At 44.4% G+C, this 14,329-nt stretch carries 16 protein-coding genes; 14 read left to right on the forward strand and 2 right to left on the reverse strand.

Annotated elements, in window-relative coordinates; genetic code table 11:
• Positions 1 to 4 precede the first annotated feature (4 nt).
• Complete coding sequence (locus tag RBB45_RS02940) at positions 5 to 223, reverse strand: hypothetical protein (protein ID WP_009795645.1); 219 nt, start codon at positions 221 to 223, stop codon at positions 5 to 7.
• Between the two features lie 212 nt (positions 224 to 435).
• Between RBB45_RS02940 and ilvA the strand changes: the two genes are divergently transcribed.
• The 11 genes from ilvA (at position 436) to RBB45_RS02995 (ending at position 10,808) form a co-directional block, all read left to right on the forward strand.
• Entirely contained in the window at positions 436 to 1,704 is a 1,269-nt protein-coding gene (gene ilvA / locus RBB45_RS02945; protein WP_009795646.1) for a threonine ammonia-lyase IlvA, read from the forward strand.
• A 150-nt stretch (positions 1,705 to 1,854) separates the two neighbouring features.
• Positions 1,855 to 2,151, forward strand: coding sequence for a DUF5658 family protein (locus RBB45_RS02950; protein WP_035403341.1), 297 nt, complete (start codon positions 1,855 to 1,857; stop codon positions 2,149 to 2,151).
• 113 nt (positions 2,152 to 2,264) lie between these two features.
• Positions 2,265 to 2,516 carry a YpmP family protein gene (locus tag RBB45_RS02955; RefSeq protein WP_022544097.1) on the forward strand — a complete coding sequence of 84 codons (252 nt, stop codon included), beginning with the start codon at positions 2,265 to 2,267 and terminating at the stop codon, positions 2,514 to 2,516.
• Positions 2,517 to 2,666: 150 nt separating this feature from the next.
• Positions 2,667 to 3,509, forward strand: coding sequence for a DegV family protein (locus RBB45_RS02960; RefSeq protein ID WP_306009085.1), 843 nt, complete (start codon positions 2,667 to 2,669; stop codon positions 3,507 to 3,509).
• Positions 3,510 to 3,638: 129 nt separating this feature from the next.
• Positions 3,639 to 4,625, forward strand: coding sequence for a nucleoside hydrolase (locus RBB45_RS02965; protein ID WP_009795651.1), 987 nt, complete (start codon positions 3,639 to 3,641; stop codon positions 4,623 to 4,625).
• Positions 4,626 to 4,781: 156 nt separating this feature from the next.
• A complete protein-coding gene (locus tag RBB45_RS02970; RefSeq protein WP_009795652.1) occupies positions 4,782 to 6,305 on the forward strand; it encodes a spore germination protein in 1,524 nt (507 codons plus the stop codon).
• 12 nt (positions 6,306 to 6,317) lie between these two features.
• Positions 6,318 to 7,448, forward strand: a complete 1,131-nt coding sequence (locus RBB45_RS02975) for a GerAB/ArcD/ProY family transporter (protein WP_306009086.1) — start codon at positions 6,318 to 6,320, stop codon at positions 7,446 to 7,448.
• Positions 7,432 to 8,580: a Ger(x)C family spore germination protein gene (locus RBB45_RS02980; RefSeq protein ID WP_306009087.1), complete on the forward strand. Its 1,149-nt coding sequence runs from the start codon at positions 7,432 to 7,434 to the stop codon at positions 8,578 to 8,580. Before RBB45_RS02975 ends, RBB45_RS02980 begins: the two co-directional genes overlap by 17 nt.
• A gap of 106 nt (positions 8,581 to 8,686) precedes the next feature.
• Complete coding sequence (locus RBB45_RS02985) at positions 8,687 to 9,271, forward strand: SCO family protein (protein ID WP_094767213.1); 585 nt, start codon at positions 8,687 to 8,689, stop codon at positions 9,269 to 9,271.
• A gap of 117 nt (positions 9,272 to 9,388) precedes the next feature.
• Positions 9,389 to 10,222, forward strand: coding sequence for an SGNH/GDSL hydrolase family protein (locus tag RBB45_RS02990; protein WP_009795657.1), 834 nt, complete (start codon positions 9,389 to 9,391; stop codon positions 10,220 to 10,222).
• 1 nt (position 10,223) lies between these two features.
• Positions 10,224 to 10,808: a YpmS family protein gene (locus tag RBB45_RS02995; protein ID WP_022544094.1), complete on the forward strand. Its 585-nt coding sequence runs from the start codon at positions 10,224 to 10,226 to the stop codon at positions 10,806 to 10,808.
• A 122-nt stretch (positions 10,809 to 10,930) separates the two neighbouring features.
• Here the strand turns inward: RBB45_RS02995 and RBB45_RS03000 are convergent, their stop codons facing one another.
• Positions 10,931 to 11,695 (reverse strand): DUF4397 domain-containing protein, encoded by a 765-nt coding sequence (locus tag RBB45_RS03000; protein ID WP_306009088.1) that lies wholly within the window; start codon positions 11,693 to 11,695, stop codon positions 10,931 to 10,933.
• Between the two features lie 320 nt (positions 11,696 to 12,015).
• On the opposite strand from RBB45_RS03000, the gene rsgA reads away from it, so the two are divergent.
• The 3 genes from rsgA to msrB all read left to right on the forward strand — a co-directional run bounded on the left by rsgA (position 12,016) and on the right by msrB (position 14,325).
• Entirely contained in the window at positions 12,016 to 13,095 is a 1,080-nt protein-coding gene (gene rsgA / locus RBB45_RS03005; RefSeq protein ID WP_306009089.1) for a ribosome small subunit-dependent GTPase A, read from the forward strand.
• 250 nt (positions 13,096 to 13,345) lie between these two features.
• Positions 13,346 to 13,885, forward strand: a complete 540-nt coding sequence (gene msrA, locus RBB45_RS03010) for a peptide-methionine (S)-S-oxide reductase MsrA (RefSeq protein ID WP_009795662.1) — start codon at positions 13,346 to 13,348, stop codon at positions 13,883 to 13,885.
• Positions 13,882 to 14,325 (forward strand): peptide-methionine (R)-S-oxide reductase MsrB, encoded by a 444-nt coding sequence (msrB, locus tag RBB45_RS03015; protein WP_101549769.1) that lies wholly within the window; start codon positions 13,882 to 13,884, stop codon positions 14,323 to 14,325. The genes msrA and msrB overlap by 4 nt, the downstream gene beginning before the upstream one ends.
• Positions 14,326 to 14,329: the final 4 nt, after the last annotated feature.

Consider the following 14,329-nt stretch of genomic DNA (forward strand, 5'->3'; position numbering starts at 1 on the left):
TTCTTTAGATTTCTTCCAGCTGTTCCAGCATGCTGCGGAATTGGCTTGGATCACAGAAATCCTCTTCGCGGAAATTGTTTTTCACCCATTGAAGCAAGTCTGCTCTATTATTGAAAACTTCACCGCTTGTATCGGCCTTCCTGATCATATAGCGGCCATTATCTTCATCGGCCGTTACTTCCACAGGCAGCCTGCTGTCAAAGCTGCAGAGCGAAAATTCCATTGTGTCCGCCCTCCTTTGGCTTTTTAATTCTATATTCCCTTAATCAAGAAATAATGACCAGCTCGGCAATCTTTTCAATAGTATATGCATAATAAGGACGCCGACTCTTTTTTTTGAAATATAAAAAAGGTAAATTTTTTGACTATTCTGTTGATTAATGATTCTGCCGTGGTATAATGTACAAATTATAACGGCAGAAATGAGGGTAGGATATGGAACAGAAATTAATGAAGAAAAAATGGGTGCAGCTGGAGGATATACTGATTGCATACCAGCAGCTTAAGGATATCGTTGCCCATACGCCGCTGCAGAAAAATGACCGGCTGTCAGAAAAATATAATTGCAATGTGTATTTAAAAAGGGAAGATCTCCAGCATGTAAGAAGCTTCAAACTGCGGGGTGCCTACTACAGCATGAAATCACTGGGAGAAGAGAAGCTTGCTAAAGGGGTTGTTTGTGCGAGTGCGGGCAATCACGCCCAGGGTGTCGCTTTTTCCTGCAGGCAGCTTGGGATCAAAGGGAAAATTTTTATGCCGGCTACAACTCCCCGGCAAAAGGTGAGCCAGGTTGAATTGTTTGGAAGGGGCCATGTGGATATCATTTTGACAGGGGATACTTTTGATGACTCTTATAAAGAGGCCGTAAAATGCGCAGAGGATGAGCAGATGGCTTTCGTCCATCCCTTTGATGATGAGAAGATCATTGCCGGACAAGGCACTGCTGCTGTTGAGATACTGAATGACTGTGAAGAGCCGATCGATTTTGTTTTTGCCAGCATAGGCGGCGGCGGATTGATGGCCGGCCTCAGTACATATTTCAACAGCGTCTCGCCCCTGACAAAGATGATCGGGGTTGAGCCTGCCGGAGCAGCTTCCATGAAGGAGTCCTGCCTTTACGGCTCTGTGACCCCGCTTGCTGATATCGATAAATTTATTGACGGTGCAGCAGTTAAAAGTGTCGGGGAAAAAACCTTTGATATTTGCAGCGAGCTGGTGGAAGATATTGTATTGGTCCCTGAAGGTAAGGTCTGCACCTCGATTTTGGAGCTGTATAATGAGCATGCAATCGTAGCAGAGCCTGCAGGCGCCATGCCGATTGCCGCCCTTGATCTGTATCGTGAGGAGATAGCCGGCAAGACAGTTGTATGTGTTGTAAGCGGCGGAAATAATGATATCGGGCGGATGCAGGAGATCAAGGAAAGATCCCTTCTATATGAAGGGCTTCTGTGCTATTTTATCGTAAATTTCCCCCAGCGGGCTGGTGCACTGCGGGAATTCCTCGATGAGGTCCTCGGGCCTTCCGATGATATTACAAGATTTGAGTACACAAAGAAAAACAATAAAGAAAACGGGCCGGCACTGGTCGGCATTGAACTAAAGGATAAAGAAGACTATGCCGGCCTGATAAAAAGGATGAACAAAAAAGCCTTCGCATTTACAGAAATCAATAAAGACAGCAATCTTTTCCACCTGCTGATTTAAATGCAGACCCCGTGCACTGCGGGGTTTTTAAATTTGCAGAAACGTTCTTTATAAAGTACAATTTTGTTATCGGAAAAGTTTGGAAGTTTCTTCTTTTGGAGAATGGGAGATTATGATAATAAATCAAGAAGGATAGGAAGCGGTGAGTCCATGAGGGGTATATACATCTATTTAGGGATATTGAACGCGCTGGATGCACTGGCCACCTGCCTGGGGCTGAATGCAGGGCTGATAGAGGAAGCAAATCCGGTGATGGGGGGATTGTATGAAAAAGGGCCGCTTCTCTTCCTCCTGGTCAAAATATCATTCAGCGCGCTGCTGGGCTGCTTTGCTTATATGAAATATTTGCCTGAAACGAAATTACTGAAAAACCTGCTGCTGCTCTCTTCTTTTTTATATACCGCTGTATGCCTTCTCCACTTATATTGGATAGCAAGCCATATATGATGAGGAACCTGCTGCCCTTTTTGAAAAATATCAGGAACAGCGCATATTTAGACACACTTCGGGACCATGATGAGGTATAATATAACAAACGGGTGAAAAAGAGGATTGATATTTTGCTATTCAAAAGCCTAGAGTTCAAAAATGCTGTTGGACAGAAGGTTAAGGTCATTGAAATTCCAGTATTGGAGGAAGATAGCCCAAATTTCTTTATGATCCAATTCCGTTTAAAAACATTCATCTCGGCCGTTCACAAAGACACCAGCAGGAGAAGTGTGTACTCATTCAGGGAGTATTTGAAAAGAGTCCTGAAATGGAAGGATTATGAACACCTGTTTAATGTAGTTGAATTAAAAAATAATGCTTAATTCCTTGCGCCGGTTTTTCCGGCGTTTTTATTTTGCCCGAATCACTGCATCAAAGAAACTTCAGCTGGCATTTTAACCGCTTTCTATTTTATTTGCTGTCCAAATCCATGTATAATAACATTCATAAGTGCATTGTTGGGAAGTGATATTTTGGCAAAGGTAAAGATAGTGACAGATTCAACAGCAGACCTGCCGGCAGCACTTGCAGCCGAGCTTGGCATTGAAGTGGTGCCCCTGTCGATTACTATAGATGGCGAAACCTATCTGGACAGGATTGATATAACCCCTTCTGAATTTATGAAAAAAATGAAAACTTGTGCAGAACTGCCAAAAAGTTCGCAGCCGCCTCCGGGAAAGTTCGTTGAGCTTTATGACCGTTTTGGGGCAGAAGGCTATGAAGTATTGTCGATACATATGACAGGCGGGATGAGCGGCACTGTTCAATCAGCAGAAAGTGCTGCAAAGATGTCTTCCGCAAAGGTAACAGTAATTGATTCCCGATTCATTTCAAAAGCACTTTCTTTTCAGGTAACAGAGGCTGCAAAGATGGCCGGCGAAGGGCTTGGTCTGGAAGAAATAATAGGCAAGATTGCAAAGATAAGAGAGAAAACTCATTTATATGTTGTCGTGGATACTCTTGAAAATCTTGTTAAGGGCGGGAGAATAGGCAAAGGTAAAGCGCTCATTGGCTCCCTGCTGAATATCAAACCGATCGCATCGCTGGAAGGTGGAGTTTATACACCTGTAACGAAGGTAAGAAGCTATACACAGGTAGCTAAATATCTTGTAAAGCAATTTGCTGAAGATGTTAAAGGCAGGACAATAAAAGGGGTAGGCATCTGCCATGCAGAAGGCCTTGACCTTGCAATGAAGGTCAAAGAGGGGCTCGTTGAATTGACAGGCTATGAAAATGTCGAAATAGAGGAAACGACCCCAATTATCAGCACGCATACAGGTCCGGGTGCAATTGGCTTTATGTATTATTATGACTGAAGAAAAGCTGGATATCTCCAGCTTTTTTTCTATTTTGGACAGCACTTCAGCATACTCTTTTAATAAACCCTTCAAAAAAATGCCATTATAGACAGGTGGCTGCAATATCTTAGATAGGGGGGAGATGCAATGGCCAAAAATAAAAATGTCCTGTTTTTCAGTGACTTTGGAATAGATGATTTTGTGGCAGCTATTTATGCACTGTTTTCTGAGGAAGTCAATATCGTTGGAATTGTTGCAGACTATGGCAATATCTCCAGACTTGATGCGCTGAGAAATGCAGCTTATCTGCGTGAGGTCACCGGCATTGCTGATATTCCTGTGTTCAGCGGTGCAGAGCTGCCGCTGACAGGAGAGAACCCTGTCTATTATCCTGATGTCCATGGACTGGAAGGCCTCGGCCCGATTACGCTGCCTGAATATGAAGTGAAAGGGGAATTTTTTGAGAACTTTGATGGCATTAAAGAAATAATAGCCAAGTACGAGGACGACATTATCATAGTGAATGTGGGAAGGCTTTCTTCCCTTGCTACCGCATTTATTTTATATCCCTCTTACATGTCCAGGGTGAAGGACTTCTATATTATGGGCGGGGCCTTTAATGTTCCCGGTAATGTCAGCCCGGTGGCAGAAGCCAATTTCTACGGTGATCCTTATGCAGCCAATATTGTTATCAGGCAGGCCCCTAAGCAGATTCATATATTTCCGCTTGATGTGACCATGTCAGCTATCGTGACTCCTATGCTTATAGACCGGCTGGATGAATACTACCAGGAGATAAACAGCAAGCCGGGATTGCTTGTAAAGCCGATGGTTGACTATTATTATGAATTTTATAAAAAAAGAGACCCTGAATTAAGCGGAAGCCCGCTTCATGATGTTTTTACGCTTTGGGCACTGACTGACGGCGCTGTGATAGAGTATAAGGATTTGCCTGTCATCATCCAGGTTGATCAAGGTGAAGGCCAGGGGCAGAGCATTGGAGATTTCCGCAAATATATAGAAAAAGCAGAATACCCTGTGCACAAAGTTGCCATTTCCTTTGATTATGCAAGATTCATCACCAGCTTCTACACGACGATGAAAAATCACTATAGCGATCAGCCGCAATCATAGAAATATAGCAGTTTACAAAGCCAGCCTCTATTCTATAGGGCCGGCTTTTTTTCTATTTCAGGCCCTTTTCCTGTTTGGCTGGAACAGCTTTCAATGTCATGCTGATATTTTACCTTTATTGGGAAATGCTATAAAAAAATAAAAAAGGTGTTCATTATGTTCAGAAGCAGACGAGGAAAAAACATTATAAAAGATCAGAAACAGATCCGCTCTCATTCATTGACAATCGATGAGCTGCAAAATGAACTCAGCCGGGAACTGAATGAAAGCCCTGATTTGCATGTCCGCATGCTGCGGAAGGAAGAGCAGAAAATAGCAGTGATATTTATAAAATCGCTGACAGATCCATTAATTTTAGATGAAAGGATCCTTTTGCCGCTTCAAAAAGCAAAAGGTCCTTTAGACCCTGAGGATATATCCAACCTTCTCCCGATAGGGGAGCTGAGCTCCGCAAACCTACTGAAAGAAATCTCAGCGGCTTTATTGAACGGCAATACCTATATCTATATAGAAGGCCAGCCATTTGGAAGCCTTGCTGGCACCGGCAAGACGGCAGAAAGATCAATTGAGAAGGCCGAGACAGAATCTCTTGTCTATGGCCCGAAGATCTCTTTTACGGAATCACTTGAATCGAATGTCAATATCATCAGGCGGAATCTGAATGGTGCAAATCTATGCATTGAGGATTTAAATGTGGGCGGGAGGAGCAAGCTCAAAGCAAAGCTCTTCTATATCAAGGATATAGCAGACGAAGACAATGTACGGACCTTCCGGCAGCGTATCAGTGACTTGGAGTCCGACTATGTTCCGGATACTACTGTTCTTGCCCAGTATATTGAGGATAACAGCTGGTCGGTCTTCCCCCAGATTCTGACAACGGAACTGCCTGACAGATTCTGCATTTCGCTCATCAAGGGACAGGTGGGAGTCCTTCTTGACCGGAGCCCGAGCGCCTTATATGGGCCGACCACTTTTTTCAGCTTTTTTGAAACGACCGAGGATCTTTATATGCGCTGGAATATGGGGACGTTCCTGCGCCTGCTGCGCTTTTTGTCCATCTTTCTTTCAGTCCTTTTGACACCGGCTTATGTGGCTGTATTGACTTACCATTATGAGGTCATTCCTTCGCCATTGCTTGTTTCTTTGGGACAGTCAAGGTCAAACGTACCATTTCCTCCTGTATTTGAGGCCCTGCTTCTTGAGTTTATCATTGAGCTCTTAAGGGAAGCCGGTGCTAGGCTGCCGACGAAGGTCGGCCAGACTATGGGTATCGTAGGAGGTATTGTCATCGGGCAGGCTGCGGTTGAAGCGGGTTTTACAAGCAATATATTGATTATCATCATTGCCCTAAGTGCCCTTGGATCCTTTACAGTCCCAAGTTATTCAATGGGAACAGCCATCAGGATCATCCGCTTCCCCATTATCATCATGGCCGGCTTATGGGGCGGAATCGGGATTATGATTTCTTTCTGCTTCCTGCTGATTCATCTCTTGAAATTATCGGCTATCGGCAGGCCGTATCTGGCGCCCATTTACCCGCTGAGATGGAAAGATGTCCGCTACAGCATGGTTCGCTTCCCGCTTCAGTATTTGTCAAAAAGGCCAGAGATGAATATGACTGAAGATCAATCAAGATATCCGTCGCGCAAAGCATCGAAAACAAAAGATGTGGATGAGTAGGGAGGTGTGAAGGTGAAGCCCGAGGTCAATATAAACCCAAAAGAAAATCTCCTATTTGACGCTTTTTTTATGTTTTTCCTTATCCATACCATCCAAACAGGGGTAGGGATTGCAGGGCTTCCAAGGATTGTCTATCTTGCTGCCGGTCATGATGGCTGGATATCCATCATAATAGCCGGCCTGCTTGTCTCAGCGGTCATCTTTCTTTCTGTCATGATGCTGAAGCAGTATGAAAGCGCAGATCTGTTCGGGATACATTACGATGTATTTGGCATCTTTTTAGGAAGGCTTGTTAATATCCTCTATACCTTTTATCTTATTTCGGGCATCTATGTTATCGTCATGAATTATGTTGAAATAGTCCAGGCATGGGTTTTTCCTGATCTGTCCACCTGGTTCCTGGCGATGATTCTTTTGCTTTTGTCCATGTATGCAGTGATGGGCGGGGTCCGCATTGCTGTCGGCTTTTCCTTCATGTCATTCCTGCTCACGTTCTGGATTGTACTGATTATCATCATACCAGCGAGAGATTTCGATTATACCCACTTATTGCCCATCCTGAATAAGGGCTATGCAGAGATTTTAAAAGGGGTCTACAAAACATCTCTTTCCATTGTAGGATTTGAGATGATCCTTTTTCTGTATCCTTTTATTAAGAATAAAAAAAAGGCCCATTTGTATACACAGCTTGGCGGCTTGTATACAACACTGCTATTTGTCCTTGTTACAGTCATTTCCATTGGCTTCTTTGGGGAAAAAGGGCTTGAAAAGACAATTTGGCCGGTGCTCTCCATGTTCAAAATCGTCCGTCTCCCCAATCTTGAACGTTTTGAATTCATCGCTGTTTCCTTTTGGATGCTGATCATACTTCCCAATATCTGTTTATATCTCTGGGCAGCTTCAAGAGGGATGAAAAGGGTATTTCCCGGTATGAAACAAAAAACCTTTATTGTCCTGATCGCAATCCTGGTGTGGAGCTGCAGTTTCCTTGTTAAGGCGAGATACCAGATGAATATTGTATCCGATTATATAGGCATGGCTGGATTTTATATAGGGATCTGCTATCCCGCATTGCTCTCGATGCTTGTTCTGCTCAAAAAGAAACTGACAGGGAGGAGGAAGCAAAATGAAAATGGTGCGTAGTCTCCTGATAGCAGCTGCCCTCCTCCTGCCAATTGCCGGGTGCGTGAAGACAAAGCAGCTTGAAAGACTTGGGCTCATCACAGCAGTTGGCTATGACGATAAGGGGGATATTATTGAAGGGACCGTGGTGCTGCATACCTTTGAGTCCAAGGAGGAAAATGTCACGCAGATCAATTCAGCTTCCGGCAACACAAGCAAGGGCATTCGGCAGAAGCAAAATATTAAAACCTCACACAATCTTGTATCAGGACAGCTGAGGGTTGCGGTGTACAGTGAGGAAACAGCGGGAAAAGGGCTCATCCAGCTCGTGGACACATTGAATCGCGATGCCACAATCGGAAACCTGGTTTACTTGACGGTCAGCAAAGGGACAGCAAAAAACCTGCTGAAAAAGGCAGGGGAAAAAGAGAAGACCAATCTTGGCACCTATCTGTATAATTTAATCAAACAGAACATAAAAGACGAGTTAATCATCTCGCCAACGCTCCATGAATTTAATCACAGCTTTTTTGACCCGGGAAAGGACCCTGTCCTCCCTATCTTGAAGCTGGAGGAAGATAAAGTGATCATTTCAGGGATGGCTGCCTTTAAAGATGATCGGATGGCAGGAGAGATTGATATTGAAAAGTTATTCTACCTGAAGACATTAGAAGACAACTATGAGTCAGGGAATCTTGAGCTTGAGATTCCGAAGGAGAAACTAAAGGAGTATATTATTCCTTTAAGCAGCGAAACGGAAGAACAAAAAGACGACCCGCTGTTCATTACGATCGATGATATCAGATCGTCAAAGAAAATACGTCTGAAGGACATGGAAGATGTTACATTTGCCATTGATGTAAAGCTGGATTCCCGGATACTTGAGGTGTCAAGCGATATGGATCTGGGCAATCCCCAGGTAATCAAGGCGCTGGAAAAGGAAACAGCAGTTAAAATCAAGCAGGAGATGGAATCGATGCTGAAAAGGCTCCAAAACATGGAGTCCGATCCCATCGGCTTCGGAAATATTTACAGTGCCCATCTTCAACGTGAAAAGCGTATGACAAAAGGTGAATGGCGGAACCTATACAAAAAGGCAGAATTTGAAGTCAATGTGGAGAACACAATCATCAGGACCGGCGTTATCGATTGAGCAGGAGCTGCAAAATGAGTTCACTGATTTGTCAAATCTTTTTCTTTCTTCTTTCTAATTCGTCTGCTAGAATTATGGCTATCTGATGAAGAGCAGGTGATCATATATGAAAAAAAAGCGGGTGTCGATATTCACCCTCGGTCTGATGCTGCTGATCATTCTTTCAGCCTGTGGCCAGAAGGGTATCGAAAATCCTTATAATTGGACGGTTCAAGACTTTACATACACCAACCAGGCTGGGGAACAGACAGGACTTGCTGACTTGAAGGGAAAGGTATGGATTGCAGATTTTATTTTTACAAGCTGTGAGGATGTCTGCCTTCCAATGACCTTCAATATGTCGAAGCTTCAGGATAAGGCAAAGGAAGAGGGCATTGAAAATCTTCAGTTTGTTTCCTTCAGTGTCGATCCTGCCGTTGATACGCCGGAAACCTTGAAGGCATATGGGGACAATTTTGAAGCAGACTATGACAATTGGAGCTTTCTGACGGGCTATGGACAGCAGGAAATCGAGGATTTTGCGAAGGAAAGCTTTAAGACGCTTGTCGTGAAACCGGAATCGGATGACCAGGTCATCCATGGGACCGAATTTTATCTGATAAACCAGGAAGGCAAAGTCCTTAAATCTTATACAGGGCTGAAGGATATACCTTATGAGGAAATCATTAAGGATATTAAATCGATTCAATAAGCGAAGAGGCGGCCCCTGCTGCCTCTTTTTCTGTCCCGGTGAAGCTTCCAGCCCTGATTGGTTTCGATTGAAAGCAAACGTGTTATAATAATTATACTAGAAAAGGCAGGTGATTAGATGAAAAAGACATTCACCTTACTTGTTTTGGCCGCTCTCCTTCTTTCCTCCTGCAGCGGGGCAGGAAACTCATCCCCTAAAAATCTGGGAATGAAGGATATTAGCATTGTTGAAAAGGAAATGGTGCCCAATGACTTTATTCCCCGTGATATTCATGTGGTCTCAGTTGGGGATTCGCTGACAGAGGGTGTTGGCGACAGCACTGGAAGGGGAGGCTATCTGCCTTACCTCGAAGAACAGCTGGAACAGGAAAAAGGAGTCTCGCAGACTGAATTCCTTAATTTTGGAGTTAAAGGAAACCGGACAGACCAATTGCTGAAAAAGCTCAAATCATCGGAAGTCCGATCTGCCATTTCGGAAGCAGACCTGGTCATTATCACGATCGGCGGAAATGATGTCATGAAAGTTGTAAGGCAGAATTTCTCCAATTTGAATGTCAGCGATTTTACGGGCCAGAAAGCCCAGTATGAAAAAAATCTTAAGGAAATCATCGATACAGTACGGAGTGAGAATTCCGAAACCCAGATTGCACTGATTGGACTATACAATCCATTTTATAAATGGTTTTCGGATATAACGGAAATATCTGATATTATGGACAACTGGAATGAAGCCAGCAGGGAGATTCTTTCCCGCTATGATTATACTTATTTTGTTGATATAAAGGATATATTTGAAAATAAGGCAGAGGATTTGCTGTACACAGATTATTTCCATCCGAACGACAAAGGGTATGAGCTTATTGCTGACAGAGTCTACAGGCAGATTGGCCGGGAGGCGCTCGAGGTGATTGCTGAGCAGCAGAAATATACAGTTAGGAATGAGGAGAATTGACTTGAACAAAAAAAACAAATGGAAGGTCCTGTTTTTCCTCTTATTGGGGATTGTGATTGCCTTCATAGCCCTGTTTTTCGTTATGATTAATCTACCGGCAAAAGATGAAGCGATTAATACCACAGAGGTGGATGAAGACGGGTATGTTCCATTTCACCTTCAGACTAATAAAAGAGACCTCAACAGAATCATTGCCCACTATATTGCCAAGGAGGGGCTGGACGGCCCCATTGACTATGAAGTGATTCTTGATGATGAGGTTGAGCTTTATGGGAATCTCCCGGTTTTCAGTCAAAACCTGGAAATGAAACTGACTTTCGAGCCTGAAGCACTGGACAACGGCGATGTTGTCCTTAGCCAGAAATCCATTGCTGTCGGCCAGCTGAACCTTCCGGTATCTTATGTGCTGAAATTTGTCCGCGACAGATATCAGCTGCCAGAAGGAGTTGTCATCCAGCCAGATAAAGAGCAGATATATGTCTCCCTTCAGGATATGAAACTGAAGAGTGATCTGAAAGTTAAGGTGGATGAGTTTGACTTAAAAAAGGATGATATCCGCGTTACCTTATATGTTCCTACTAAATAAAAAAACTGGCTGATTTTTCAGCCAGTTTTTTCGTTCCAATAAGAGATTGATAGCTGCAAGGCAATATAACCGTGCTGGCAATGGCCGGCAGGGTTTCAATAATGGCAGGACATGGGTTTTGGTCATCCCTCAATAATAAGGGCTTCAAGCGGCGGTTCCCCGGCTGCTGTACCCACTGCGAGGATGGTATACACTTTATTCGGCTGCAGCTTGACACCGGGAAGGGAAAGGACTGTATTGCTGGAACCTGCAACCCTGACTTCGAGATCGACTGTCATCGGAGTCAGCCCTAAATATTGAGTCGCCTGCCTGAAAGAGATGTTCGGGAAAATGACATCTCCTTTTTTGACGGCAATATCGACAGCCGGTGCGTCCGGTGAAAGGTGAATGAATCTGGCTTTTGTTTCGCCGGCCGGTACAGAAGGCTGATCTTCGAATGCCAGCAGCTTCAATTTGGCAGCCGGTCCTGCTGCTGCCAGCGTGTAGGATTTTCCGCCTTCCACAGTGACTTTTTTACTGAGAACGGTTGAAACCATATCACCGGCAGGATAGATATCTATCTGGTATTTTCCGGCCGGAAGGGATAAATAGCCGCTGACATCTTTGTAAGGGAAATCCTTCAATATCCTGTTGCCATTTACATAAATATCGACGTTGGGTGCATCAGGGGAAGCATGCACAACCCGGACCATAGCTGGCTGCCGCATGCTTCCATAAGGCTGGGAGGCTTCCATTCGCATGCTTTGTACGGCCCTTCTAATATATTTCAGATGCTGATAATAATAGGCAACATGCAAAGCAGGATCACTGTACTTATAATACTTGGCAAGAAGATCGTATTTACTTGCCTTGGCAAAATCATCATGATGATCTCTGTTAAAAGACATACCTTTCCGCTCCTATCCTCAAATATTCTCAGAGTATGATATGCCTCCAAGGATAGGTGTGTGCCTAGCGGAATTTTCAGAAAGGTGTTTACAGCCGATGATAAAAAGAATATAATGGTAACAAATACAAGCGAAAGCGGGTGAAGTGCTATGGGAAAATTATTATTTGCAAGAAATGAGATTGTATTTTCAATGAGCACGGCCCGGAGAGTAGCTGTATAAACCTGAGAATAGTTCTATTCTTTTTTTATGCTGACTAAAACCATGGGCTGTGTGCCAATGGTTTTTTATTATGTCAAAAAACAAATAAAACGGTCAGCATGGAGGAAATAATGAATACAAACTTAAAACAAATCGGCTTTGATGCACATTTTGAAACAGAGTTTCATAATCTCGCAACGGAAGGGCTTATTCCCGGCAGGGTGGCTCTTGAGCATAAAAGGATGTATCGTGTATGGACTGAAGAAGGAGAGCTGCTTTGCGAGGTTTCAGGCAAATATGCCTTTGCTGCAGGCAGCAGGGAAGATTACCCCGCAGTCGGTGATTGGGTGGCTGTGAAGCCAAGAATAGGAGAGCAAAAAGGGACCATACAGGCCCTATTGCCGCGGATAGGCAAGTTTTCCCGTAAAATGGCTGGAAATACAACTGAAGAGCAAATTGTGGCAGCCAATGTTTCAACCATCTTTCTTGTCAATTCGCTGAATGACGACCTGAACCTCCGGAGGATCGAACGTTATTTGCTTCTGGCATGGGAGTCAGGTGCAAATCCCGTCATCATCCTAACCAAAGCAGATCTGTGTCAAGATGCGGAGGAGAAAAAGTCGCTCGTTGAATCAGTCAGCATGGGAGTGCCTGTGATTCCGGTCAGTGTTATGTCTGAATCGGGGATTGCAGAGCTCCGTCCCTATATCGGCCATGGATCAACAGTTGCCCTGCTTGGCTCTTCTGGTGTAGGCAAATCAACACTTACCAACTATCTCATGGGAAAAGAAGTGCAAAAGGTGCAGGAGATACGCATGGATGATGATAAAGGAAAACATACGACAACACATAGGGAGCTGTTCCTTCTTCCTGACGGAGGTGTACTTATCGATACACCGGGCATGAGGGAGCTTCAGCTCTGGAATAGTGAAAATGGGCTGTCCGAAAGTTTTACTGATATTGAAGCACTCGCGGATTCCTGCCGGTTCAGGGACTGTTCACATGAGGATGAGCCAGGCTGCGCTGTCCTGGGCAGCATACAGGATGGAGCAATGGAAGAAAGCAGGCTTGCCAGCTATAAAAAGCTTCAGCGTGAGCTGGCATACCTCGACAGAAGGATGGATAAAAAAGCCCAGTCGGATGAAAAGAAAAAATGGAAGAGCATCCATAAGCAAGTAAAGCATAGAACCAGGCATTAACTTAGAATGGCCGATGCTATTCCGGTCAGCTGCATATACCCGATATTGAAAGCCTCCTGAGTTCAGGTGGCTTTTTCCAATTGCGGCTTAATGTTTAAATTAGAGCAAAACAGCTGCCTGTCGCCAGATCAGTGCAAAGCGCTTGCACTCACCCGGCATAATCGGATAATCTAGGGAGGATAGCTTTAAAACCCTGTTTTAAAGGGAATAAGAGTAAGGTGAATGTAACGCTGGAAAGAGGTGTCTTCAAGTGAATGAGAAGAAATTCGAAAAGGCTGTTTTTGCCGGAGGCTGTTTCTGGTGCATGGTCAAACCATTTGACCAGGAGCCCGGAATTGAAAAAGTAGTTTCCGGATATACAGGAGGTACGGTGGAAAACCCAACCTACAGGGAAGTTTGCTCCGAAACGACAGGGCACTATGAAGCTGTTGAAATCACTTACGATCCTGAGGTCTACTCTTACAGCAGACTGCTTGATGTCTACTGGCAGCAGATTGATCCAACCGACCCTGGCGGCCAGTTCTTTGACAGAGGCCAGTCCTACCAGACTGCCATCTTCTATTATAATGATGAACAGAAGGAGCTTGCAGAGGATTCAAAGAAGCAGCTTCAGGAGAGCGGCCGGTTCAATAAGCCGATTGCGACAAAGATACTGCCTGGCAAGGAATTCTACCCTGCTGAGGACTATCATCAGGACTATTATAAGAAGAACCCGGACAGATACGAATCATATCGCGTCGGCTCGGGACGAGATGCGTTCATCCGCAACAACTGGAGGGACATAAAATGAAGAATAAACAAAACCTTGAAAAGAATCTGACTCCGATGCAGTATGAAGTGACGCAGAACAATGGCACAGAACCGCCGTTCCGGAATGAATACTGGAACGAATTTAATGACGGTATCTATGTGGACATCGTTTCCGGCAAGCCGCTGTTCAGCTCAAGAGATAAATATGATGCAGGGTGCGGCTGGCCGAGCTTCACCAAACCGATTCAGGATGAAGAAATCATTGAAAAAGCGGATATGAGCCATTTCATGGTCCGGACGGAAGTGCGGAGCAAGGAAGCTGATTCCCATCTTGGCCATGTATTTGATGACGGCCCCGGGCCAAATGGGCTCCGCTATTGCATCAATTCTGCTGCGATGCGGTTCATCCCGAAGGAAAAGCTCGCAGAAGAAGGATATAAAGAGTATGAAAAGCTTTTTGGCGAGGACGAGAAAAAATAATTGG

The organism is Bacillus sp. MMSF_3328, from assembly GCF_030733525.1.
Lineage (GTDB): Bacteria > Bacillota > Bacilli > Bacillales > Cytobacillaceae > Bacillus_AB > Bacillus_AB infantis.

What these genes read in the sequence shown, in the direction of transcription:
- RBB45_RS02970 (WP_009795652.1), top strand. Translation starts at nt 4,782, where the DNA reads ATGTTCAGAAGCAGACGAGGAAAAAACATTATAAAAGATCAGAAACAG.
- RBB45_RS02965 (WP_009795651.1), top strand. Translation starts at nt 3,639, where the DNA reads ATGGCCAAAAATAAAAATGTCCTGTTTTTCAGTGACTTTGGAATAGAT.
- RBB45_RS02980 (WP_306009087.1), top strand. Translation starts at nt 7,432, where the DNA reads ATGAAAATGGTGCGTAGTCTCCTGATAGCAGCTGCCCTCCTCCTGCCA.
- RBB45_RS02950 (WP_035403341.1), top strand. Translation starts at nt 1,855, where the DNA reads ATGAGGGGTATATACATCTATTTAGGGATATTGAACGCGCTGGATGCA.
- RBB45_RS02990 (WP_009795657.1), top strand. Translation starts at nt 9,389, where the DNA reads ATGAAAAAGACATTCACCTTACTTGTTTTGGCCGCTCTCCTTCTTTCC.
- rsgA (WP_306009089.1), top strand. Translation starts at nt 12,016, where the DNA reads ATGGAGGAAATAATGAATACAAACTTAAAACAAATCGGCTTTGATGCA.
- RBB45_RS03000 (WP_306009088.1), bottom strand. Translation starts at nt 11,695, where the DNA reads ATGTCTTTTAACAGAGATCATCATGATGATTTTGCCAAGGCAAGTAAA.
- msrB (WP_101549769.1), top strand. Translation starts at nt 13,882, where the DNA reads ATGAAGAATAAACAAAACCTTGAAAAGAATCTGACTCCGATGCAGTAT.
- RBB45_RS02985 (WP_094767213.1), top strand. Translation starts at nt 8,687, where the DNA reads ATGAAAAAAAAGCGGGTGTCGATATTCACCCTCGGTCTGATGCTGCTG.
- ilvA (WP_009795646.1), top strand. Translation starts at nt 436, where the DNA reads ATGGAACAGAAATTAATGAAGAAAAAATGGGTGCAGCTGGAGGATATA.
- RBB45_RS02940 (WP_009795645.1), bottom strand. Translation starts at nt 223, where the DNA reads ATGGAATTTTCGCTCTGCAGCTTTGACAGCAGGCTGCCTGTGGAAGTA.